Raw genomic sequence first — 22,543 nt, 5'->3', positions numbered from 1 at the left:
TTGGTGGCCCCGATGAGGGGGATTGCGAACCTACGTTCCCAACCCCCTCATCGGGGAATTCTAAGAATTTCTCCCACAAACATTTTACTCACACATCGACTCCCCTTTTTGTGATTAAATTTCTCTGAATAACGGTTCAGCACTTTGCAATTTTTCCACTTTTTCTTCCGTTCCGTCCATTGCGTTGATGAAAATGCGGTACGTGTCTTGGTCAATCGTTCCTAAAAATTCATAGCACAGCACTTCTTCGCCGGCATCATTTGTCACAACAGCTAATCGATCCTCCTGAATTTCAACGTTAGAATGGACTGATTTTTTTGCTTCTTCTTTTGTAATAGCCGGTTTCGGCAAATTTCTTTTTTTGTGCGCTGCTAAATAATCACGTCCAGAATAACCTATAATTTCTCCGTTGTCCAACGCTACCTTTAAACGAACTGCATCAGGATATAGACGTACACCTTTGTAATTAGAAACAAATGTGAAAACACCAATGTTGTCATATTGTGCACTCTCATAAAGCTCTAAATCCTTAAATTTTAGCTTTTTCAAAAATTCCGTTGCTCGGTTGGATGCTTCATTTAAGCTGATTTTTTGTTGTTTAATATCTCTGTTGTGCAATAAATAAATTAAATGACCGCCTTTTTTCGTGATATCCATATAAACATCATGTTTATTTCCTTTATCATGCATAGTAATGCTGTAAAACTGAATGTTTGATCCTTTACCATTTGTTGTTACATCTACTCGTTCTACATTTTTAGGGGCAAATCGTTTTGCGATTTGTTTTGCTTCTTGCTCTGATATTTCCTTTCCAGTTAATTGTTCAAATCCTTTTTTAGGCTTTTGCAGCGCTGTTGCTGTTGGACCGAAATTAGTTTCGGAATAGCCTTCAACATTTTTTTCTACCGTTTTAAATCCATCAATGATCGTATTGTCCATTTGTTTTTGCCCTGATGCTAGTGCGAGTTCAACATCCATCCAGCGCAGATTGTTTTTTAAGATTAAATGCTGGACGTTTCTCAATTCGTCTTGTATGTCTTTTGCATTTTTATACAATTTTTTTAACGTTTCATATTCTTGATCCGTTAACGGATCTTTGTTTAAATCTCTCACTGCTGTTTGATAACTAAATTTCCCAATATTTGACAAAAATTCCTCTGTTTTATTGAAAGGTAAAAGAGTTAACGGAAGCTGGCCGACATCATTGTGCGCTTCCGATGTAATTCTCCAAACTTCCGCCAGCGCCGGTGACAATGATTTTCTTGAATTCATGGCGAGTGTCTCGCCAATTTTGTCATGAAGCAGATCCACTTGATAGGTTAGATCGTGAAAAGCCCGCTGGTAATTGTTTTCTGCATGAATTAATACGGCGTTTTTTTCCTGATGCTCTTTATATCCCCAGTAGCCTGTTCCGATTAAGGCCACTGTAAGCAGCCCGATTAATAATCCTCGAAGCATACTGAATCACCTCACTATTCACAGAATATGTGTTTTCCGATTTTCTTGATTTGCGGCCGCGTCCATATCCATGGGCTTGTTGCTGTATCAGGATTGAAATAATAGAGAGCTTCTTCTGTCGGATCCCACCCGTTAATGGCGTCCATCACCGCTTTTCTCGCTGTTTCATTTGGTGTCAAATATATTTGTCCATCGCTGACAGCTGTAAAAGCACCCGGTTCAAAAATAACACCAGCAACCGTATTTGGAAATGTCGGGCTGTTCAGTCGGTTTAAAATTACTGCCGCAATTGCTACTTGACCAATATAAGGCTCGCCGCGGGCTTCTCCGTAAACGGCATTGGCTAAAAGATTTAAGTCATTTTGTGAAAAGCCTCCAGGCATATTCACCGCCATCGGCTGTACCGATTTCCCTGTTTGTTGTTTATTTTGGGCTGCTTGCTGTTTAGGAGCAGCCTGCTTTTGCCCTTGTCCAGCCTGACCAGCTTGTTGTTTTTTTGGCGGTACATTTTTTGCGAGATTTTTTTCGGTTTGCTTCCGCCATTTTGCGCGCAGCTCCTCAGAAGGCGCTGTTTGGATTTTTAGCGGCACTCCGCCATAATGGGTAAAGTCTCTGCCTTTTCGAATTTGTTCGTGGACAAAAGATTTATAATATTTTGTCGTATTGATAAGCTTTTGTTTTGTTTCAGGACCAACTAAACCATCTACTTCTTTAAGTCCGAAATTATTTTGAAATTTTCTAACTGCCCAATAAGTATTCCATCCATATACCCCATCAATTTTCCCATGATAATATCCGTTATATTGAAGTCTTGCCTGCAGTTCAATGACATCATCACCTGTCGCACCTCTCTGAATCACTTGTTCGCTAAAAGCATGAACATGCAGCTGATTGTTAGAAAGAATAAGAAAAACGATTAAAACAAAAGCGTTTGCGAGCAGATATTTCATGTTTTTTCCCATCATCATGCCTCCTCACTTTATATCGTTACATGTATTTTCTGTAGTAGATGTCATTTTATACAACAAAAAAACCGGCTCATGCCGGTTCAAAAATTTTTTTATCCTGATATTGTTTCGATATTTTGCTTGTATACCATGCGCGCTTTTTTTGCTTTATGAAGCCCAAACCACCATAAAAACACCATAAACGGAGTGACCCAAAACTTCCAGTCTTCATTGGAAAGCAAGATATAATTGTACGTTCCGTGCAAAAGAAACGGAATAACTAGAGAATAAAAGAGCCATCTTTTTTTAAGCCTATCATTCGAAAATTTGCTTTTTCCTAAATAATACCCCATGATGACACCGAACAATGCATGGCTTGGGACTGGAAAAATTGCGCGCCCGAATGCAAACTCCACACCGTTCGCAATTAAATATAAAATATTTTCCAATGTCGCAAAGCCGAGAGAGATGGACACACCATAAACGATTCCATCGTAATGTTCATCAAAATGAAAATGGGAGTAAATTGTAAAATAAAAAATAAACCATTTAAAAAACTCTTCCAATAAACTCGAAGCAAAGAAAGCTTGTAAAAAAGAAGAGGGAAATACATTTTCTGTTTCCAGAACGTATTCAATAAACATAATTGGAAAAACAAGCAGCGCACCGAAAATAAACGTCCGAACAACCATGTAAAGGGGTTCCATTTCATATTGATCCTTCAAATAAAAATATGAAAGTATTGCCAGCCCTGGTGCAATGCCTGCTGTAATAATCGCAATCATAATGACAGCCTCTTTTCTTCTAGTATCTCCTTATTTATGTATAGATTTATCAGAATGTTCCTTTTAAAATAAAACAAAATAAAAGAATGAGAAATGATGATTCATGTTAGAGCAGCAGTAAGTTGTTAAAAACATCCTTTTGATAAAATGGTAACATGTATATGACAAAATGAAAATCAAAAATAAGCATGAAAAAATGAAACTTTAATGAAAGGGATAAAAAGATGAAGAAAGTATTGATTTTACATACAGGCGGTACAATTTCAATGCTGGAAGATGAACAAAGCGGTGCAGTGAGACCAGAAGGGTCCAATCCTCTAACAAATTTTTCATTGAATGTAAACAATGTACAAACAATCGTAAAAGAGCTTTTTAACTTGCCTTCCCCGCATATAACTCCTAAGGAAATGCTGGAAATTAAAAAAGAAATCGAACATCATGCCAAAAATGGAAGCATCGACGGTGTCGTCGTCACTCATGGAACGGATACTTTAGAAGAAACAGCTTATTTTTTAGATTTGACTCTTGACCTTCCCATCCCCGTTGTTGTAACGGGTGCGATGAGGTCAAATAATGAACTCGGATCAGACGGATTATATAATTTATTGATGTCCATAAAAGTTGCTGCTTCCGACAAAGCGAAAAACCTTGGTGTGTTAGTTGTCATGAATGACGAGATTCATACAGCAAAAAACGTCACAAAAACGCATACAAGCAATATCGCTACATTCCAAAGTCCGCAATACGGACCGATCGGTATTGTGAACAAAAAAATTCTGGCATTTCATCACTATCCGTTAAGAAAAGAAACATATAGTATAACGAAAATCTCTAAACATGTGCTCCTTTTAAAGGCGTATGCAGGCATGGATGAAAAAATAATGGAAGCAGTTGAAGGACTGAATCCGGATGGAATCGTCATTGAAGCTTTAGGGCAAGGAAATTTGCCGCCGGCTTTAGTCCCCGGCATGAAACGGCTTATTGAGAAGAAAGTGCCGATCGTCATTGTCTCACGATGTTTTAACGGCATTGTGCAGGATGTCTATGATTATCAGGGCGGAGGAAAACATTTAAAACAGCTTGGCGTTATATTTTCGAACGGATTAAACGGGCAAAAAGCTAGAATAAAGCTTTTAGTGGCTTTAGAAAAAACGAGCGATTTAACTGAAATAGAAGAAATGTTTTCGAAATAATAAGCTGTTGTGATGATCAACACAAATTTTACTAAAAAATGTTACAAGTAAAGGGGTGTCTAATAAGCCGTTTTTACGGCTTATTGACGTCCCCATTAATGTGTTAGAAACGTTGATATATCGGTGTTTATGATTTTTTGTTTTCAATGGCGATTTGATTTCTGGACGGCCCCACAACTTATGAAAGCAACAAAATCAAGTAGAGAAAAACGGATTGTTTTTCTCTACTTGATTATTTTCGGGACATCCCCTATTTTTATACTCTTTTGATAATTTCTTCTGCGATCAATTCCCCGTGAAATCTGCCGTTTTCGATAAAAATCTCATTCGCATCATTTCCAGCTGCGATGACACCGGCTATAAAAATCCCGTTTACATTCGTTTCCATTGTATCGGGATTGTAGTAAGGTCTGCCTGTCTGCTCATCAATAAGTACACCCATTTTTTTCAAAAAGTTATGATCTGGATGGTAGCCAGTCATGGCAAAGACAAAATCACAAGGAATAGTTTTTTCTTCTGTTCCGTTCACAATATAACTAATAGAGTCATTTTTAATTTCTTTTACATCTGCCCGAAATTCCATTTTTATATAGCCTTTTTTGATAAGAGAATCAAATTCCGGCAATATCCAAGGCTTAATGCTTGAAGAATACCCGCTTCCTCGGTACAATACAGTTACTCTAGCCCCGGCTTTATAAAGCTCAAGCGCGGCATCAACACTTGAGTTTTTCCCGCCGATCACAACGACATCTTTATCAAAATATGGATGAGCTTCTTTAAAATAATGGAAAACGTGGGGCAGATTTTCGCCTGGAACATTCATGTAATTTGGATTATCATAATAACCTGTAGCAATCACAACAAATGACGCACGATATTTTCCTTTTTCCGTCGTTACCATGAACGTTCCGTCCTGCTGCTTTTCTACCTTCTCTACTTTTTCATATGTATGAATGCGCAAATTTTTTCGCTTCACAACTTCCCGGTAGTAAGCAAGCGCTTGATTGCGGACAGGCTTTCGGTTTTCTGTGATAAATGGGACTCCGCCAATTTCAAGCCTGTCTGCTGTGCTGAAAAAGGTTTGATGTGTTGGAAAGCGATAAATGGAATCAACAATATTTCCTTTTTCAATAACTAAAGGATTTATTCCTTTTTCCTTCAATTCGATCGCAGCCGATAGTCCACATGGACCTCCGCCGACAATGATCACTTTTTCTTCTTGCATCATGATCACTCCTATAGCATTAAGCGGCTGGTGACAAAAGAAAAATTTCCCCTACATTATCATAGGGGAAACTGCAAAACGATGCAAATATTATACCCATCCGCGATATCTGCATGCTTCTGCCATTTTTCTTACGCCTACCATATATGCAGCAAGCCGCATATCTACTCTTCTGTTTTGCGCCGTTTCATATACAGTGTTAAATGCTTTCACCATCATTTTTTCCAATTTTTCTTCCACTTCTTCTTCAGACCAATAGTAGCCCTGATTATTTTGAACCCATTCGAAATAAGAAACCGTTACTCCTCCCGCGCTTGCCAATACGTCAGGCACGAGTAAAATTCCCCGGTCCGTTAAGATTTGAGTGGCTTCAACAGTTGTCGGACCGTTGGCTGCTTCTACGACAATTTGAGCCCGAATATTATGGGCATTTTCTTCTGTAATTTGGTTTTCAATCGCCGCAGGAACTAAAATTTCGCAATCAAGTTCTAACAATTCTTTATTAGTGATCGTATCATTAAACAATTTCGTAACAGTTCCGAAGCTGTCGCGCCGGTCTAATAAATAATCGATGTCTAGTCCGTCTGGATCGTACAGACCGCCGTATGCATCGGAAATACCTACAACTTTTGCTCCGGCATCATGCATAAATTTTGCTAAATAACCGCCTGCATTTCCAAATCCTTGGACAACGACCCTAGCCCCTTGTAAAGAAATTCCACGCTTCTTCGCTGCTTCGCGAATGCAAATGGTCACGCCTTTTGCCGTTGCCGATTCACGGCCATGTGAACCGCCGAGAACGAGAGGCTTGCCGGTAATAAATCCTGGCGAATTAAATTCATCAATCCGGCTGTATTCATCCATCATCCAAGCCATGATTTGCGAGTTCGTAAATACATCAGGTGCAGGTATATCTTTTGTAGGGCCAACAATTTGACTAATTGCCCGAACGTATCCTCTGCTTAATCTTTCTAATTCCCTGAACGACATATCTCTTGGATCACAAACAATTCCACCTTTTCCACCACCGTAAGGCAAATCAATAATTCCGCATTTTAGACTCATCCAAATTGAAAGCGCTTTTACCTCGTTTTCAGTTACATTTGGATGGAAGCGAACGCCTCCTTTTGTAGGTCCTACAGAATCATTATGCTGCGCCCGGTAGCCAGTAAATATTTTAACAGAACCGTCATCCATGCGAACAGGTATTTTCACTGTCAGCATGCGAATCGGCTCTTTTAATAATTCATACACCTCTTCTGGATAACCTAGTTTTCCTAACGCTTTATGTATTACCTTTTGCGTAGCTTTTAGCACATCATGCTTGTCATTGCCTTCGGCTACCATAATAAGTAAACCTCCTATATGTTCTTTAATAATGAAAAGGAAAAGTCCACCTTTCATGACTTAGTATACACCTTCTATAAATTAATTCAATCATTAATTCATAGAAAATAAAGGGATACTGAATTTCTTGTTAAAAAAAGAAAGCGGCAAACCGCTTTGTTTTTTATCAAATAAAATACTAAATCTACGCAAAAAAAGCTGATAAAACATCGCTGAAAGGCGATGTTTTGTCAGCCTCAGGAAAAATAGTCATTCAAAAGACGAACAGCGTGATCCTTTATCAATAATTTTCCATATTCATGCAGTCTATGAGTTGTCATATGTGTCGGCGTTCCATATTCCGCTAAAATTGCAACAAGATGCTCCGTTTCAATCTTAGAGATGTCATCAAACAGCAGGTAGTATCGTCCCTGATATGAATATAGCGCGCCTTCTGTTATTTCGAAACGTTGAAGAACTTTTGCAAGATCGAGGACATCTTCGAAATTCAAAAACTCATACAATATATCTTGATGTTCATCCACTTTTACTTGCATTTCAATATAATCATCTAAAAATTCATCTTCAAGTTCTTCATCATTATTTTTGGAAACAATAATCACCATTCCCTGTGCTTTTAGTGAATAAACCTCGACCGCAATCGAACCGTTTGCATGAAAATCGAGTTCTTCACTTGCCTCATTGATCATTTCCCGGAAAAGCTGATGAACTTTTAAAGAGTTGTTCCATAGATCTTCTTTTGTTAAGCCGCGATCCGACAAATCATCTAGAGTCAGGAAAATTTTAATTTTATTATGATTAAGACGCTCGAGCCGCATCTTCTTCCCTCCTGCCGTCAATACATCATACGATATTGTATGTTGATTCTAAAAGATGGTTCTTTAGTTAGTAAACAGTTTACAATTACGAGGGGGTGAAGACAAGCATTTTTACTCACAAATCACATTTTTATTTCGTTTTATAATAGAGATTAATATCGAATTCTTTTTTCATAACAGAAAAAACCTTGTCGCGATTCATCCACTCTTCTTCGCTTTTCCAAAAATCAGTGCTTTTATCAATAATTTCCCATCTAAGCTCATGATATTCTTTTTCCGCTTTTTCTTCTTTCTTTTTAAAATAAACGGCTGTTGAATAGCTGAATGCAATCAGCAAAACGGCGAATAAGTGTGATGATTGAAAAAAATAGAATAAAACAAACAAAAGATCTGTTTCCAATCGTTGATATACGTTGAAATAAATAAACACTATAAAAATAATCACTTCCACAAATGTAATTATTTGCCAAACCAAACATTTCTGTTTATATGTTTCGAATTCTCTTTTACGCTCAATGAGCCCTTGCAGCATATGCTTGGTAGGTTGATCTGTATAGGGCAGATCTTTAATTTGCCTTTCCATTCGTTTAAAATCCCCCAAAGTTTTTTGTACAAGTTATGCATGATCTTTTTCAAATATGAAAAATTTTTATTTATTGGGGATTATCTAAAGGGATTTTTAAAACTTGTCCGACATAAATGTTGGAATCTTGAAGATGATTCCATTCTCGAATAAGCTCTTCGCCATTTCGGCTTTTATAATACTTCATCGAGATTTTATATAGCGTTTCGTTCGGCTGGACAACATGAGTAATGATGCGTCTGTTTTCTTCCATGTTTCCATCGCTTTCATTTCCAGAAATTTCTTTTCGGGTTTCGTCTCTTGTGCTGTTGGAAGAGGATTGTTCTTCAGTCGTTGGAGAAGCTTCCTGTTCATTCTGATTTCCTTCTTTGTCTGAGTTAGAGGAATTATTTTCTTCCACTCTCTCTTCTTGAACAGACTTCCCGCTATTATTTTTAATAATTACAGAGTCAAAATCTGAAAGATTTTCCCCGCTACGGTTTGATTGATTTCGTTCCAAATAAGAAGTTAAAAATAAAACAACGACTGGCACTAATATAAAAAGAAAGACGAGAATACGCAAAAGCGGATAGTTCATTTTCTTTTTTTTCTTCCGCCTTTTTTTATGCACTTCACTCCGAGACGGATATGTCCCCGTTCTCTCTTTTATTTCATCAATCATTTTTTCCCTTAAACGCTCAGCTTGGTCATGTTCATACGGACTTGTCATCTTCTTCATCGTCCCTCCCATCGCCTTTACTATTTTTCAAATATTGAAAGCGAATTTGCACTGCCGATACAAAGTCGATAAGAAAATGAGCGAAAATTGTTGTTAAAATATTCTCAGTCAGTTCAAATATCACTCCGAGAAAAAAACTGACGAACAAAACCGTTGCAAATAACAGCCATTTTGAAAGATAACGAAAATGCATGAAGGCAAAGATCAAACTGGCGATAAACAGTCCGAAATGGGTTTGCAGAACCCCGCGAAACAATATTTCTTCCGCAAAAGCAACGATAAGGGTCATCCAAAAAATTTCCGGCAAGCTTCTGTTTTGAAACAGTTTTTCATTGATTCCTCCATCATCGTACCAGCTTTTTGGCGCCCATTTCATAATTACCAAATCAATGAGCAGAACGATAACTGTTGCAAGCAAGCCAACAGCTATCGTTTCCCAACTCAATTCCCATAATTGAAAAAAATCCTCCGCACGGTCAAAAAAAATGAACCCTAAAATAATCGATATAAGAAGAAATAGCGACTGAGTGACCATGAGATGAAATAAAAGCTCTCGATCGGTCATGTTCTTTATCAATTCTTCTTGTCTTTTAATCACGCCTTCACCCACTTTGACGAAACAGCCTTTTTAATTCTTGCTTCCAATCCCACTTTATCATTGGCTGGGATGAATGAATTTTTTTTCGGATAAAAAAACGATCGTTTATTCCGCAATTGTCGCAGCAAATCGAAACCTTTGTTGAAGGTTTTTCCTGAAAATAGCTTAAAATCATGTTCCGCCTGCATGCTTTTGCTCGTAAAAATGCTTCCATGTCGGCTAATTTTTTAAATTTCATTTTCATTCGATCTTCAATCTTGCTCCATACATAATTTACGATCTGATCAGTCGTCCAATGATACATGTTTTCATCCAACATTTGGAAATTATATTGTAAAAATCTCCTCTGTACATCAGACAAGCCGAAGCTGCTCCACTCTTCATCTGTTAAATCAAAGCATCCCTTTAACCGAATCGTTTTAACAATCAACTCAATCTCTTTTTTTTCAGGAAATTCAGAACGTATTATCGACCGGGGAAACTCCTCGTCACCCTTTGCTACAAGTGCAATTGCAATGCTTTGGTTTCCATCTCTTCCGGCCCGGCCTATTTCTTGTACGTATGATTCCATGTCAGCAGGATAATGGAAATGGATGACAAATCGAACGTCTTTTTTGTTTATTCCCATTCCAAAAGCATTTGTCGCCGTTATAACCGAAAGTTCGTCATTTAAAAATTGCTGTTGAATCAACATTCTATCTTCATATTCCATTCCGCCATGATAATAAGCCGCATTTGTCATTCCCTTTTGTTCAATCCATCTGGCAAGCTCTTCCGCCCACTTTCTTGTGGAGCAATAAATGATACCCGGCCCTTCTAACATTTTCAGCCATTCGGCTAATCGCTCCAATTTTTCCTCTTGGCTGCTTACGGCTTCAACATTAATGGCAACGTTTTGCCTGTCAATAGAATGAATATGAAATGTTGCATCGGTTAAATGCAAGCATTTCGCGATATCGTTCAGCACTTCTTTAGTGGCTGTGGCGGTCATCGCCAAACAAGGAGGAGAACCGATCATCTCCCTTACCTTTCCGAGCTTTAAATAGTCAGGCCGAAAATCATGTCCCCACTGTGAAATGCAATGCGCTTCATCGACGACAAATAAAGATATTTGGATTTGCGCCAATGCATCCAATAGCCTTTTTGATTTAAACATTTCAGGCGATAAAAATATAAATTTGTAACGGTGCAATTGCCGAAAAGCTTTTTCTTTTTCATATCGGGTTAAAAAGCTGTTTAATGCAATGACTCTTTTTTCTCCAAACATTTTCATCTGCTGTTCCTGGTCTTGCATGAGCGACAATAGCGGGGACACTATTAATACAGCACCTTGTAAACAATAGCCAGAAAGCTGATAGCACAATGATTTTCCACCGCCTGTCGGCAGCATGGCAACTACGTCATGTCCGCTAATAACATCTTCAATTATTTCCTTTTGGCCTGTTTTAAAGCTTGAATAACCGAATTTTTCCTTCAGCAAAGTAAAAAGATCTTTCGTCATTGCCATCTCCTTATTGCAGCCATTGCCAGCCGAATTTGAAAATAGCTGTATTGATCTTGAAGATATTCTTTAACTGTTTTCAGCTTGTTTGTTTGCAGCTTTTCAATCGCTTGCCCGATTTTGAGCACATCTTCTTTGCTTACATAAGGTTCGAAGGCAAAATCGTGCATGTTTAAAGCAATCTCAACAATATGGTCCTCAATCGTATTTCTTTTAAGCTTTCGGACTGCTGCAATTTCATCAATGTCCAACCCCTCCGCCAACAAGCAGTACGTTTTTTCCGCCGATGCGGTTAGCGGGTGTTTTTTTATCAAATCTCGTAAAAGACCGAATAATATCGGATATTGATCAGAACGTTTTTGCAATTCGTTCACCATTTGAATGACGGCAGCTTGAAACATAAGCTTCAAATAAAAAGGATCTTCATTCGCAGCTGCTGCAAGCTGTTCAAAGGTGATTCCATTTTTTTTAAAGCCGGACAAACGATTGACAACTAAGATAGCTCCCTTTTCATCTAAACATTCAAGCAAACGGTTCATTTCCAAAAACGTTCGATTTCCGATATTTTTCTTTGTCTCTTTCATCTGTAATATGTATGTTTTGACAAAATGCAACAGCTGACCATTATTTGTTATAGGTAAAAATTTCGAATGGTTATAAACTAGATGGGAAACCGTTTGAACAAATAAAGATAAACGCTGCCAAAAAATTTTTCCTATATCATTGTAGGTGGCCCCATCCAGCTTATCAGGAAACGGTTTTTCTGACAAAAATTCTTGCAGCACCCGTTCGCCGTTCATTGTGACCATATAAAACTCGCCTTTTACTTGTTTGACATATGACAGCTGAACCAATCTGTTTAACAAGTGATTATATTCTTCAAGCTCGAGCTCACGGCAAATCCCAAATAAGTTCGATAAATGAAAAATAATGCTATCTTGAATCGTTTGAGAAGATTTTTTTCCTTTTAATAAATGAAAAACAGCTGCTTTCGATCGCTCGCATTTGAGCTGTTGAAAACAATAAAGGATAATTCCTTCCAAATAAGAGAGAGGCATTTGATCACCTTAAAAATTGAAACCTTCTGTTCAATCCTTATTTTATCAAAATTTATCCAATAATTGTCGAAAAATATATAATGAATGATTGATTTAAGTAAGTTTATCGAAATACTATGACTTTTCATCTTTTTTTATTGAAATGTTTAATATTCCATCTTACAATAATTATGTGGTATTCTGATTATTATATAAAACATTCTGAAGTGGAAGATAAATGTTTCTTTCTCTTTTATGACTTCTACTCATTTCATTTATACAGGAGGTTAGACAATGCCAAAATATACAATCGTTGACAAAGAAACATGCATTGCATGCGGTGCATGTGGGGCAGCAGCGCCAGATATTTATGATTATGACGACGAAGGAATCGCATACGTTATTCTAGATGATAACCAAGGGACGGTTGAAGTTCCAGAAGTTTTAGAAGATGATTTAATGGATGCTTTTGAAGGTTGCCCAACAGATTCCATTAAAATTGCTGATGAACCCTTTGACGGCGATCCTTTAAAATTTGAATAGCTGTTTCATCAGCTTTAAAAGAACAACCCCCACGGAAAAACGAATTTCTGTGGGGGTTTTGTGTATCATAATTCGGAGCACCGTTATGATGCGAAACATCATAGCGGCTGATCTCCGCTTTTTTGCATATAAATTTATGCATTTTGCACGTTAAATTTATGTTGAAGCCATTCTTTTATTCTGCCGTAAATCATTAAAAAGACAATGGCAATAATTGTTCCTTTAATGAGGTTAAAAGGCAAAATCCCGGCAATAATGACTTGCTTCACTTCTGCAATCGACATTTGCGGCATATTTAAAAACAGCGTATATGCCGGCAAAATGAAATAATAGTTCAATAAGCTCATGGCTACTGACATCGAAATGGTCCCGGCAGCTAAACCGAAAAGAACCCCTTTCATCGAACGAACTTTTTGAAACACGAATGCAAACGGCAAAAGGAAAAACAATCCGGCCAAGAAATTTGCCAACTGATCAATCGGAACTCCTGTCGCGCTTCCTTGAATGATGTAATGAAGCGTATTTTTAATCGCTTCTACAGCCAATCCTGCAATCGGCCCTAATAAAATCGTCGCCAGCATAGCAGGAATTTCGCTGAAATCAATTTTTAAAAATGCCGGAAGTCCCGGAAGCGGAAAGTTAAGAGCCATAAGCAAGTAGGAAATCCCGCTCAACATTCCTACAAAAACAAGTTTAAATGCCTTTGATTTTAACACAGTCCTTCTCTCCTTTTCTTTCTGTGATCCATCTTGAAAAGAAGGAAGGGTCCATCTCCTGCTTCAATAAAAAAACCCTCTACATTGACGCAGAGGGAGAATTGTAAGCAGGTTTAAATAAACGTTTCAATGATCATATTTTTTGAAACGCCTGAACCCTCATCTTCTCCCATCCAGACTATACTGTCGGCTCTGGATTCTCACCAGATCCACCGTAAAGGAAAAACACCTTTACGGGTCACGGGCTAAAAAAGCTTAAAAGCTTTTATCACCGCCGGTCGGGAATTTCACCCTGCCCCGAAGATGAATCCATATTTTTTTTATCTTCATTATATACAATAATAAAAAAAAAAGAAACTTATTTTATTTCATTGTCTTTTTTCTACAATTGCCAATATTTTTTACATCCTCTATAATAAAAAGGCATACATAATAAAGGAGGATTTTGTCGATGGCAAACAATAAAGTTGTCGAAGCTTTTATTGAAATTCCGACAGGAAGCCAAAACAAATATGAATATGACAAGGAAAAAGGCGTTTTTAAACTAGACCGGGTTCTTTATTCGCCTATGTTTTACCCTGCAGAGTACGGTTATTTAGAAAATACTTTAGCACTTGACGGCGATCCTCTTGACATTCTCGTAATCGTCACCAATCCGACTTTCCCTGGATGCGTCATAGAATCGCGTGTCATTGGCTATTTAAACATGATCGACAGCGGTGAAGAAGATGCAAAATTAATCGGCGTTCCTGTAGATGATCCTCGTTTTGACCATGTTCAATCGATTGAAGATCTGCCGGAGCACAAATTAAAAGAAATTGCCCATTTCTTTGAACGTTACAAAGATTTGGAAGGAAAACGGACCGAAATCGGCAGCTGGGAAGGACCTGAAGCAGCGGCAAAACTAATTGACGAATGTATCGCACGATACAATGAATCTAACAATTAAACAAAAAAGAGAGCTGTTTCTTCAGAAGCAACTCTCTTTTTCCCTTTTTACACGCAGTAAACGTTTTCAAACTGTAAAGTTTTGAACCTTGACAACATAGATCAGTTAAGATAAAATAATCAGAAATTTTGTTTTCATTTTTAATTCGTTCACTAGGGGGATCTTAGAAAATGTTTCATGTTCTTGTTTCTGACTCAATATCAAGCGATGGATTAGCACCATTATTGAACGATGAAAACATCAATGTCGTTCAGAAAAAAGTAAGTGAAGTTGACGACCTGGAAAAATATGATGCTCTGCTCGTCCGCAGTGCAACGAAAGTAACAGAAGAACTGCTTCAAAAAATGACAAATTTAAAAATTGTCGCAAGAGCAGGCGTCGGAGTCGATAATATCGATGTTGAAGCAGCGACAAAATACGGAGTTGTCGTGATTAATGCACCTGACGGAAATACGATTTCAACTGCCGAGCATACATTTGCCATGATGGCATCGCTTGTTCGTCATATTCCACAAGCAAATGTTTCCGTTAAATCAGGTGAATGGAACCGCTCCGCCTTTCTCGGTACTGAGCTATACGGCAAAAGCTTAGGAATCATCGGTTTAGGCCGAATCGGCAGCGAAATTGCCAAAAGAGCAAAAGCTTTTGGAATGAACGTCTTGGTGTTTGATCCATTTTTAACAAAAGACCGGGCGCAAAAATTGGGAGTAAACAGCTGCAAGCTCGATGAAGTTTTAGCGCAAGCTGATATCATTACTGTTCATACACCATTGACAAAAGAAACAAGAGGTTTATTAGGAAAAGAAAATATCGGAAAAACGAAAAAAGGAGTTTATTTATTAAACTGCGCCCGGGGCGGCATCATCGATGAAGAAGCATTAATTCATTATTTAGAAATTGGACATGTAAAAGGCGTAGCTCTTGATGTATTTGAAGTCGAGCCTCCAGTAAATCGGAAGCTGCTTGATTTTGAACAGGTCATTGCTACACCGCATCTAGGAGCATCAACGAAAGAGGCCCAATTAAACGTTGCCTCTCAAGTTGCTGAAGAAGTATTAAAATTTTTAAATGGAAAACCTGTTACAAATTCTATTAATCTACCAACATTAACAAAAGATATATTTGACAAAATACAGCCGTTTTATAAATTGGCCAAAAAATTGGGTCAGCTTGCTTCTCAATACATGAAAGAACCTGTTCAACATATCGGAATCGTTTACGAAGGAACGGTTGCTGAACTCGAAACGTCTTTTATTACGAAAGCATTTCTTGCTGGATTTTTAGGAGAACGGGTTGATTCAACTGTTAACGAAGTGAATGCTGGCCTCATCGCCAAAGAACGCGGCATCAGCTTCAGCGAAAAAATTGCTTCAAACGGTTCTGGATATGCAAATTGCATCGCTGTTCAAGTAGATGGAGATCATCGGACTTTTTCCGTAAAAGCAACGTATATTCCAAACTACGGTGAACGAATTGTTGATTTAAACGGTTTTGATATCGATTTTTACCCGGCAGGGGAAGTATTATATGTAGAACACATCGATAAACCAGGTGTTATTGGACGCGTCGGAAAAGTACTTGGCGACCATGGCGTAAACATCGCAACAATGCAGGTTGGACGTAAAAACATCGGCGGCGAAGCAATCATGGTTTTAACTTGTGATAAACTGATTGATGATCAGCTTATTGAAGCGTTAGTCCAGTTCGATGACATCGTTTCTGCCAAAACTATTCATTTATAATATTTAAAGGTGCTGGGAGGGCTTATCTCTCCTGGCTCCTCTGTTTTTAATCCTCCCAAAAACAAAAGACCGATGAAAAGCCCCATAATTAGGGCAATACCCAGCCTCCTCATTAAATCCAGCATCCGTTCATCCTCCTTTCCTCCTTTCATACATTCTCAATATTTATGATGGTGTCTTTATGTTTAGACCTATTTCCGTTCCTTTTGTTATGCATCAACTTTCAGGTCAATAAAATTAGGCGAAAAAGGCACTTCCACCGGTTTTGAAATATCAATATTTCCGATTTTTTTCGCATCAAAGCCTTCGAACTTCACTTTCTTAAAGCCGAATTCTTTCGCTGTCATTAAAATCGCTTCCAGCATAACTTCAGTATGCTCTGTGTTTTTCATTTTTGAAGCATTTTCAAAAGTGACCGTAAGCAGTTCATCATCCTTTTTCAATTGCTTAATTTTAACGGAATTATTAATGGAAGGTTCAAGACCGTCTTCCTTCCCTTTTTGCATGGCATTCATTGCATCTTCAATTGTTTCATATTCATTTTTTGATGGAACGAGCAAAGGATTGCTGCTATTTTTAGGGAAAAACAAGAAATAGGCTTTTTTCAGCAGCTTCTTTATTTGAAATTCGGAAACAAAATGTTCAGAAGGAACATGCTGCTTTTCATTTATAAATAAGCGCACCTTTTTATAATTTTGCCATCGAAATGTTTCTTTTAATACTTCTCTAAAATTTTGTTCATTATGGAAACGGTCTTTTATATTCAATTTTTCAAAATTTATGATCACCTCGTCATTCCGGCTTTTGCTTTCATAAATGTCTGCATCTTGAAAGGCAAAAGCTGAAAGATTGAAACGTTTCACATCGATCTTGTTTAAGACGTCATTTATTTGCTTGACGGCAGGCTCGAATTGATTTCCTTTAAAGCTTAGAGGAACGACATGCTGTTTGCTTTCATCTAAAAGCCCTACTGTGATAATTTGTTCAGTTGAAGAATTTGGAACTATGGAACGATACTTCGGCGAAGCCTCATTCGTTTGACTTTCGGTTAAATGACTGTTTCCTGCGTTTTCGGCCTTTTTGTTGTATGAATATTGGGTTTGTTCATTTTTGCTGTTGCTTAGCGGAAAAACTACTAAAGTGACGGCTGCTGTCAAAGCAACAATCGAAGCTGATGGAACAATGAATTTCAATATTGTTCTTTTTCTTTTTTTCTCGGTAATATTGTTCCAAATCTCGAATGAACTGCGGGAATCTTCTACTTTTGGAAACTCGCTTATCCATTTTTTGATTTGTTCATCGCTCCACCGAGAGTTTTTCACTTGAAACTACCTCCTGTTCTGTCATAGCTCCCTGATCTTTCGTGGCACCTTGTTCTTTCATAGCTTTATCTATATAATTTTTTAACACTTTTAAAGCCCGATGCTGGGTTGTTTTGACTTTGCTTTCCGTCCACCCCAACACCTCGGCTGTTTCTGCAACAGATAATTCTTTTATAAACCGTAAAATTAAAACGGTTCTTTGATTCACATTACAGTCATTCATTGCTTTGTATAGCATCTGTATTTCTTCTCGTTGTAAAGCTATTTCTTCCGGGAGGGGCTCTTGATCCGCAATTTGTGCTTGATCTAAATCAAATTTTTCCATTATTCGCTGACGGAGAGTTTTTTGCTTTCGAAAAAAATCAATCGCTACATGCCGAGCAATGGAAAATAACCATGTTTTTTCACTGCTTCGTCCTTCAAAGCTCGAGTATGATTTTAAAACTTTTATATACACTTCATGCACCAAATCTTCCGCTTGTTCCCGATCCTTCACCAAATAATATAAAAACTGAAAAATATCTTGATGATATTTTTCGTATAATCTTTGAAACGATTCATCCATGCACATACCCTCCGTTTAAAATATTTGTCGAAAGAGACGCATGACATGTTACAAACAAAAAAGAAAGGGTCTTATAAAAGAGACCCTCGGTGTCAATTTTTTTTGCTATTATTTGTCCGGAACACCTTCCCGCTTCGTTCGTATTCGACATCCTTCACGTTTAGGCGGTAATTTACAACCCGAGCAGCAGCAAATAAATAATCAGACAGACGGTTCATGTAAATGAGGACCGGATGATGAATTTTAACCTCTTTCATTAAAGAAACGATTAAACGCTCTGCTCTTCTGGCAGCTGTTCTCGCAATATGTAAAACGCTGGCCGCCTCCGTTCCTCCGGGCAAAATAAATTTTTCTAATGCAGGAGCTTCTTCTACATATTGATCGATTCGTTCCTCTAAAAAATGGATCATATCCTCCGTCGTTTTAAACGGATGTTTTTGTTTTTCGTACACAACCGCTATGTCAGATCCACAATCAAACAAATGATGCTGAATTTTTTCAAGCTCTTCGTAAATATCTTGAAACGCTTTATCTGTTAAAAACGTCCTTGCATAGCCTATGTAAGCGTTCAATTCATCAATCGTTCCGTAAGCTTCCACCCTTGGATCATCTTTATCGACGCGCGCACCAATAACGTTCGTCTGTCCTTGATCCCCTGTACGCGTATATAAATTCATTGCCAAACCTCCCTTCTGTTACGTGTGAAACAATAAAGATCGGCAAATTTTTACGATGTTTGCGGCAATAGTACGGTAAATGTCGTTCCAACATTTAATTTGCTGTGAACTTGTATTACCCCTTTATGGGCATCGACAATATTTTTCGCAATGGCAAGCCCAAGACCCGTACCTGCTCTTCCGCGCGTTCTCGCTTTGTCAGCTTTATAAAAGCGTTCAAACACAAACGGCAGATCTTCTTCACTGATTCCGCTTCCTGAGTCCTGAACATCTATTTTTAAACCATTGCTTTCTGAAATAATTACTTTTACAAATCCTTGTGCACTCGTATGGCGGATGGCATTGTCAATTAAATTGGTCAGTACTTGCTCAATGCGGTCCGGATCAAACGAAAAGGAATCCATTTGAACATTCAGCAAATATTCGAGGTGAATCTGTTTTTCTTTTGCAATGCCTTGAAATTTGCGAATAATTTTTTCAATAAAAGGCTTCAATTTGACATCTTGTATATTTAAGGAAATATGTCCTGCCTCCATTCTGGCCAAATCCAATAAATCATTCACCAATCGGCCCATTCGCAATGATTCGTCATAAATAACCTGAACAATCTCCTTCCGCTCCTTTTCGCTTCCTGCAATGTCATCGCGAAGAGCTTCGCTGTATCCTTGCAGCATGGCAATAGGCGTCCGCAGCTCGTGGGACACATTGGCAATAAAATCAATTCTTAATTTGTCGAGACGTCTTTCCTTCGTTATATCGCGCAATACAACGACCGCTCCTCGAACACGATTTTGATTATAAAGAGAGCTCATGATCACTCCCCATGTTCTGCCTTGCAAAGTAATCTCAGTAACCTGCTCGCGGTGAGTCGTCGTCACTCGTTTAAACAGCTCTTCAATAGCCGGCGGAAGCTCATGTTCCTTTTTCGGATTCATTCCGTTTTCATAATACCATGCCTGCAAAAAACGTTCAGCAGGAGGATTTGTGACTAAAATCGTTCCATCGATATTTAACGTAATGACACCGTCGGCCATGCTGCTTAAAATGTTTGAAAGCTGTTCTTTTTCTTGCCGCAAAGCGTTAATATGGAATTTCACCTGCCGGCCCATTTGGTTAAAGGCAACAGCTAATTCACCAATTTCATCGCTTGTCAGCTTCGGAACTTTCGTATCAAATTTTCCATTCGCCACTTCAATCGCGACTTCTCTCATTTTTCGGAGCGGATAAGTAATGCGGGTTGATAAAAAAAAGGCAAAAACGGTCGTTAATATAATAGCTATAAATGCTGCCATAAAAATATATTTAGTTGTTTGTTTTGTTGTTTCATTAATGGCCGACAAAGATTGTACGACAAATATCGCTCCAGATTGATAAGGCACTCCGACGATCATCATTTCATTGTTGAATTTATTGTGATCATTCGTTTGCGGAAAGCTTTTTACAAGGCTGATTTTTTCTTGATCTTCCAATACTTTTGACAGCTCTTTTTCACTGATGATTTCATTTAATGAATATTGAGCGACACCCGCCCCGTCATTTTGTTTTTGCCAATATGTTTTTCCACCATCAACGATATACACACTTGTTAGTTTATCAGAAAGTTCAGTTGCGATGGAGCCGGCTAATGGTGTATTTTGATGATTTTCCATAATAATGGCTGCTTTATTGGCAAGCTGGGTCAATTTTTGCTCGGCATCTTTTATATGATAATTTTCCATAAACTCGAGCAGCAAAATGGTTAAAATCGACAGAACCACTATCACAAGAAATAAAATGGTCATCCAAAGCTTGCCAACAACGCTTCTCCAAAATTTCATTCTTCAACGACCTCGAATTTATAGCCGACACCCCAAACAGTCACGATCATTTTGGCGGCTTCAGGCGAAACTTTGTTTAATTTTTCCCTAAGTCTTTTCACATGAGTGTCAACTGTTCGTAAATCTCCAAAAAATTCGTAATGCCATACTTCCTTCAGCAGCTTTTCCCGGTCGTATACTTTATCAGGAGTTTTTGCCAAAAAATAAAGCAGCTCGTACTCTTTCGGGGTTAAGTTGACTTCCTTGCCGTCGGCCGTCACGCGATGAGCATCATGATCGATTGTTAAGTGCGGGAAAACGATCACATTTTTCGCCGATGAATCGGTTTTTAAATAGCTTGTTTGTGACGCCCTTCTTAAAATCGCTTTCACACGCAAAACAACCTCTCTCGGGCTGAACGGTTTTACAATATAATCGTCCGCACCGACCTCAAACCCTTGAACACGGTTTACCTCCTCTCCTTTTGCTGTCAGCATAATGACAGGAGTGGCTTTCTTTTCTCTCAGCTGCTTGCACACTTCGATTCCGTCAATTCCGGGCATCATAATATCCAGAATAATCAAATCATAATCGACACAAAGAGCCTTTTCAAGCGCTTCATCACCATTTTCCGCCTCATCTATTTGATAATTTTCCCTTTCTAAGTACATTTTCAAAAGCCTGCGAATTCTTTCTTCATCATCTACCACTAAAATCGTTACATCCTGGTTCTCTGACATATTTTATTCCTCCCTTGATCAGGTTAAAAAAGAGCTGACTCAAATGATAATGATCCAAATTCCAGCATGTATCATGAGTCAGCCAATCCGTTTATGCATATGAATGTAAACCAGCTATCACAAGGTTTACAAAAATTAAATTAAACATGATGATCGCAAATCCGATAACCGCAAGCCATGCTGATTTTTCTCCATGCCATCCTCTCGAAAGCCGTAAGTGAAGATATGCCGCGTAAAACAGCCAAGTGATCAATGCCCAAACCTCTTTCGGATCCCAGCCCCAAAATCGGGTCCAAGCGATCTGCGCCCAAATCATGGCAAATATTAAAGCACCTAGCGTAAATACTGGGAATCCAATCGCTACTGAACGGTAGCCAATTTCATCCACCACATCCAAATTTAAATTTTTCACTAAAGGCTGCAACGCTGCAGAAATACGCTTTCTCAATATTAGGCGGATCACTCCGTATAAAATCAGTCCTACAAATGTGGACCATAAAACAGTGTTCACCTTTCTGGCCGATAAAATCGCCGGCAATTCCACAAAGCCTGCAAGCCGATCTTTTGTCAACAATTCTCCTTCGTGCGGCGCAACGAGAGCAGGCAAATGAAATTCCATTTCCGCCTCTTGTCCATTTTTATCGATCCATTTAAACACTGATTCATAATCCATTGCTCGGAACACGGTTGTGACAATGACAAATGCTAGTGTTGTGACTAATACAAACATGACAAATTCAAGCCAAAACGTCTTTTTTGTTGCTTTTGATTGATCCACAACCTTTGTTAAATACAGGACTCCGGCTACAAAGCTGATCGCCAAAATAGCTTGTCCGGCAGCAGCTGTTGTTACATGGATTTTCAGCCAATCGCTTTGAAGAGCTGGTATTAAAGGGCTGATTTCTGTCGGAAACATGCTGGCATATGCAATCAATAAAAGTGCAACTGGCAATGTAAATAAGCCAAGTGCAGACAGCTTATAAATAAAATAAATAATGATAAATGCTCCTACTAGCATCATACCAAAGAATGTCGTGAATTCAAATAAGTTCGAAACCGGGGCATGTCCAGCAGCGATCCATCTCGTAACGAAGTATCCCAGTTGAGACAAAAAACCGAGGATCGCCGCCGCAATGCCTAATCGCGCCCATCTATTCGTTTTTTCATCCTTTCCTCTTTTGTCACGGATGGAACCGCCAAAAAAGAATGTTCCTATTAAATACAAAATAAACGCAATGTATAATAAAGTGCTGCTAAGTTCAGCCACAAACTTCCCCTCCTTC

The 22,543-nt window shown here is 38.4% G+C and carries 23 protein-coding genes and 1 riboswitch; of the genes, 4 read left to right on the top strand and 19 right to left on the bottom strand.

Going from position 1 to position 22,543, the window contains the following annotated elements; genetic code table 11:
- Positions 1-114: 114 nt before the first annotated feature.
- From ypeB to prsW, 3 genes are all read right to left on the bottom strand, one after another.
- Entirely contained in the window at positions 115-1,458 is a 1,344-nt protein-coding gene (ypeB, locus tag FB379_RS13595) for a germination protein YpeB (RefSeq protein ID WP_144598200.1), read from the bottom strand.
- 14 nt (positions 1,459-1,472) lie between these two features.
- Positions 1,473-2,426, bottom strand: coding sequence for a spore cortex-lytic enzyme (gene sleB, locus FB379_RS13590; protein ID WP_094246145.1), 954 nt, complete (start codon positions 2,424-2,426; stop codon positions 1,473-1,475).
- Between the two features lie 92 nt (positions 2,427-2,518).
- A complete protein-coding gene (gene prsW / locus FB379_RS13585) occupies positions 2,519-3,190 on the bottom strand; it encodes a glutamic-type intramembrane protease PrsW (RefSeq protein WP_066251976.1) in 672 nt (223 codons plus the stop codon).
- A gap of 224 nt (positions 3,191-3,414) precedes the next feature.
- Between prsW and FB379_RS13580 the strand changes: the two genes are divergently transcribed.
- Positions 3,415-4,383, top strand: a complete 969-nt coding sequence (locus FB379_RS13580; RefSeq protein WP_144598199.1) for an asparaginase — start codon at positions 3,415-3,417, stop codon at positions 4,381-4,383.
- Between the two features lie 256 nt (positions 4,384-4,639).
- On the opposite strand, the gene FB379_RS13575 is transcribed toward FB379_RS13580, so the two are convergent.
- The 8 genes from FB379_RS13575 to FB379_RS13540 form a co-directional block, all read right to left on the bottom strand.
- A complete protein-coding gene (locus tag FB379_RS13575; protein WP_066247690.1) occupies positions 4,640-5,608 on the bottom strand; it encodes a YpdA family putative bacillithiol disulfide reductase in 969 nt (322 codons plus the stop codon).
- Between the two features lie 90 nt (positions 5,609-5,698).
- Positions 5,699-6,955, bottom strand: coding sequence for a Glu/Leu/Phe/Val family dehydrogenase (locus tag FB379_RS13570; RefSeq protein WP_063388611.1), 1,257 nt, complete (start codon positions 6,953-6,955; stop codon positions 5,699-5,701).
- Positions 6,956-7,191: 236 nt separating this feature from the next.
- A complete protein-coding gene (locus tag FB379_RS13565) occupies positions 7,192-7,773 on the bottom strand; it encodes a genetic competence negative regulator (protein WP_063388612.1) in 582 nt (193 codons plus the stop codon).
- A gap of 130 nt (positions 7,774-7,903) precedes the next feature.
- A complete protein-coding gene (locus tag FB379_RS13560; protein ID WP_063388613.1) occupies positions 7,904-8,356 on the bottom strand; it encodes a DUF2663 family protein in 453 nt (150 codons plus the stop codon).
- 70 nt (positions 8,357-8,426) lie between these two features.
- Positions 8,427-9,074, bottom strand: coding sequence for a LysM peptidoglycan-binding domain-containing protein (locus FB379_RS13555; RefSeq protein WP_158640203.1), 648 nt, complete (start codon positions 9,072-9,074; stop codon positions 8,427-8,429).
- Complete coding sequence (locus FB379_RS13550; protein WP_063388615.1) at positions 9,049-9,672, bottom strand: CPBP family intramembrane glutamic endopeptidase; 624 nt, start codon at positions 9,670-9,672, stop codon at positions 9,049-9,051. Before FB379_RS13550 ends, FB379_RS13555 begins: the two co-directional genes overlap by 26 nt.
- Before the next feature lie 4 nt (positions 9,673-9,676).
- A complete protein-coding gene (locus tag FB379_RS13545; RefSeq protein WP_144598198.1) occupies positions 9,677-11,173 on the bottom strand; it encodes a RecQ family ATP-dependent DNA helicase in 1,497 nt (498 codons plus the stop codon).
- Entirely contained in the window at positions 11,170-12,231 is a 1,062-nt protein-coding gene (locus FB379_RS13540) for a YpbB family protein (protein WP_144598197.1), read from the bottom strand. The genes FB379_RS13545 and FB379_RS13540 overlap by 4 nt, the downstream gene beginning before the upstream one ends.
- Positions 12,232-12,504: 273 nt before the next feature.
- Between FB379_RS13540 and FB379_RS13535 the strand changes: the two genes are divergently transcribed.
- A complete protein-coding gene (locus FB379_RS13535) occupies positions 12,505-12,753 on the top strand; it encodes a ferredoxin (protein ID WP_063388618.1) in 249 nt (82 codons plus the stop codon).
- Between the two features lie 134 nt (positions 12,754-12,887).
- Here FB379_RS13535 and FB379_RS13530 read toward each other — a convergent pair whose 3' ends face one another.
- The gene (locus tag FB379_RS13530; RefSeq protein WP_144598196.1) at positions 12,888-13,469 is read right to left on the bottom strand and encodes an ECF transporter S component; all 582 of its coding nucleotides are present in this window, start codon (positions 13,467-13,469) and stop codon (positions 12,888-12,890) included.
- A 157-nt stretch (positions 13,470-13,626) separates the two neighbouring features.
- Positions 13,627-13,778, bottom strand: a riboswitch (FMN riboswitch).
- A 142-nt stretch (positions 13,779-13,920) separates the two neighbouring features.
- Here FB379_RS13530 and FB379_RS13525 point away from each other — a divergent pair.
- Together FB379_RS13525 and serA are read left to right on the top strand one after the other, a co-directional pair.
- Positions 13,921-14,418 (top strand): inorganic diphosphatase, encoded by a 498-nt coding sequence (locus FB379_RS13525; RefSeq protein ID WP_063388619.1) that lies wholly within the window; start codon positions 13,921-13,923, stop codon positions 14,416-14,418.
- A gap of 170 nt (positions 14,419-14,588) precedes the next feature.
- Positions 14,589-16,160 (top strand): phosphoglycerate dehydrogenase, encoded by a 1,572-nt coding sequence (gene serA / locus FB379_RS13520; protein ID WP_066247685.1) that lies wholly within the window; start codon positions 14,589-14,591, stop codon positions 16,158-16,160.
- Here the strand turns inward: serA and FB379_RS19040 are convergent.
- The 7 genes from FB379_RS19040 to ccsB all read right to left on the bottom strand — a co-directional run bounded on the left by FB379_RS19040 (position 16,151) and on the right by ccsB (position 22,527).
- A complete protein-coding gene (locus FB379_RS19040) occupies positions 16,151-16,285 on the bottom strand; it encodes a hypothetical protein (RefSeq protein WP_261308724.1) in 135 nt (44 codons plus the stop codon). The genes serA and FB379_RS19040 overlap by 10 nt on opposite strands.
- Positions 16,286-16,369: 84 nt before the next feature.
- Positions 16,370-17,482, bottom strand: a complete 1,113-nt coding sequence (locus tag FB379_RS13515; protein WP_144598195.1) for a GerMN domain-containing protein — start codon at positions 17,480-17,482, stop codon at positions 16,370-16,372.
- Positions 17,457-18,047, bottom strand: coding sequence for an RNA polymerase sigma factor SigX (sigX, locus tag FB379_RS13510; protein ID WP_130157469.1), 591 nt, complete (start codon positions 18,045-18,047; stop codon positions 17,457-17,459). The genes FB379_RS13515 and sigX overlap by 26 nt, the downstream gene beginning before the upstream one ends.
- Positions 18,048-18,139: 92 nt before the next feature.
- Complete coding sequence (locus tag FB379_RS13505) at positions 18,140-18,724, bottom strand: cob(I)yrinic acid a,c-diamide adenosyltransferase (RefSeq protein WP_144598194.1); 585 nt, start codon at positions 18,722-18,724, stop codon at positions 18,140-18,142.
- Positions 18,725-18,774: 50 nt separating this feature from the next.
- A complete protein-coding gene (locus tag FB379_RS13500; RefSeq protein ID WP_063388624.1) occupies positions 18,775-20,541 on the bottom strand; it encodes an ATP-binding protein in 1,767 nt (588 codons plus the stop codon).
- The gene (locus tag FB379_RS13495) at positions 20,538-21,260 is read right to left on the bottom strand and encodes a response regulator transcription factor (RefSeq protein WP_063388625.1); all 723 of its coding nucleotides are present in this window, start codon (positions 21,258-21,260) and stop codon (positions 20,538-20,540) included. The genes FB379_RS13500 and FB379_RS13495 overlap by 4 nt, the downstream gene beginning before the upstream one ends.
- Positions 21,261-21,351: 91 nt before the next feature.
- Positions 21,352-22,527, bottom strand: a complete 1,176-nt coding sequence (gene ccsB / locus FB379_RS13490; protein ID WP_144598193.1) for a c-type cytochrome biogenesis protein CcsB — start codon at positions 22,525-22,527, stop codon at positions 21,352-21,354.
- Between the last annotated feature and the right edge of the window lie 16 nt (positions 22,528-22,543).

The organism is Aeribacillus composti (assembly GCF_007827555.1).
Classification (GTDB): domain Bacteria; phylum Bacillota; class Bacilli; order Bacillales; family Aeribacillaceae; genus Aeribacillus; species Aeribacillus composti.
Note: the sequence above shows the minus strand (reverse complement) of the source record. Positions and strands in the feature narration are given on the sequence as shown.

Bases quoted from the DNA above. Each gene is read 5' to 3' on its own strand.
- ypeB (WP_144598200.1), bottom strand. From the start codon at position 1,458: ATGCTTCGAGGATTATTAATCGGGCTGCTTACAGTGGCCTTAATCGGA.
- sleB (WP_094246145.1), bottom strand. From the start codon at position 2,426: ATGATGATGGGAAAAAACATGAAATATCTGCTCGCAAACGCTTTTGTT.
- prsW (WP_066251976.1), bottom strand. From the start codon at position 3,190: ATGATTGCGATTATTACAGCAGGCATTGCACCAGGGCTGGCAATACTT.
- FB379_RS13580 (WP_144598199.1), top strand. From the start codon at position 3,415: ATGAAGAAAGTATTGATTTTACATACAGGCGGTACAATTTCAATGCTG.
- FB379_RS13575 (WP_066247690.1), bottom strand. From the start codon at position 5,608: ATGCAAGAAGAAAAAGTGATCATTGTCGGCGGAGGTCCATGTGGACTA.
- FB379_RS13570 (WP_063388611.1), bottom strand. From the start codon at position 6,955: ATGGTAGCCGAAGGCAATGACAAGCATGATGTGCTAAAAGCTACGCAA.
- FB379_RS13565 (WP_063388612.1), bottom strand. From the start codon at position 7,773: ATGCGGCTCGAGCGTCTTAATCATAATAAAATTAAAATTTTCCTGACT.
- FB379_RS13560 (WP_063388613.1), bottom strand. From the start codon at position 8,356: ATGGAAAGGCAAATTAAAGATCTGCCCTATACAGATCAACCTACCAAG.
- FB379_RS13555 (WP_158640203.1), bottom strand. From the start codon at position 9,074: ATGAAGAAGATGACAAGTCCGTATGAACATGACCAAGCTGAGCGTTTA.
- FB379_RS13545 (WP_144598198.1), bottom strand. From the start codon at position 11,173: ATGACGAAAGATCTTTTTACTTTGCTGAAGGAAAAATTCGGTTATTCA.
- FB379_RS13540 (WP_144598197.1), bottom strand. From the start codon at position 12,231: ATGCCTCTCTCTTATTTGGAAGGAATTATCCTTTATTGTTTTCAACAG.
- FB379_RS13535 (WP_063388618.1), top strand. From the start codon at position 12,505: ATGCCAAAATATACAATCGTTGACAAAGAAACATGCATTGCATGCGGT.
- FB379_RS13525 (WP_063388619.1), top strand. From the start codon at position 13,921: ATGGCAAACAATAAAGTTGTCGAAGCTTTTATTGAAATTCCGACAGGA.
- serA (WP_066247685.1), top strand. From the start codon at position 14,589: ATGTTTCATGTTCTTGTTTCTGACTCAATATCAAGCGATGGATTAGCA.
- FB379_RS19040 (WP_261308724.1), bottom strand. From the start codon at position 16,285: ATGCTGGATTTAATGAGGAGGCTGGGTATTGCCCTAATTATGGGGCTT.
- sigX (WP_130157469.1), bottom strand. From the start codon at position 18,047: ATGGATGAATCGTTTCAAAGATTATACGAAAAATATCATCAAGATATT.
- FB379_RS13505 (WP_144598194.1), bottom strand. From the start codon at position 18,724: ATGAATTTATATACGCGTACAGGGGATCAAGGACAGACGAACGTTATT.
- FB379_RS13500 (WP_063388624.1), bottom strand. From the start codon at position 20,541: ATGAAATTTTGGAGAAGCGTTGTTGGCAAGCTTTGGATGACCATTTTA.
- FB379_RS13495 (WP_063388625.1), bottom strand. From the start codon at position 21,260: ATGTCAGAGAACCAGGATGTAACGATTTTAGTGGTAGATGATGAAGAA.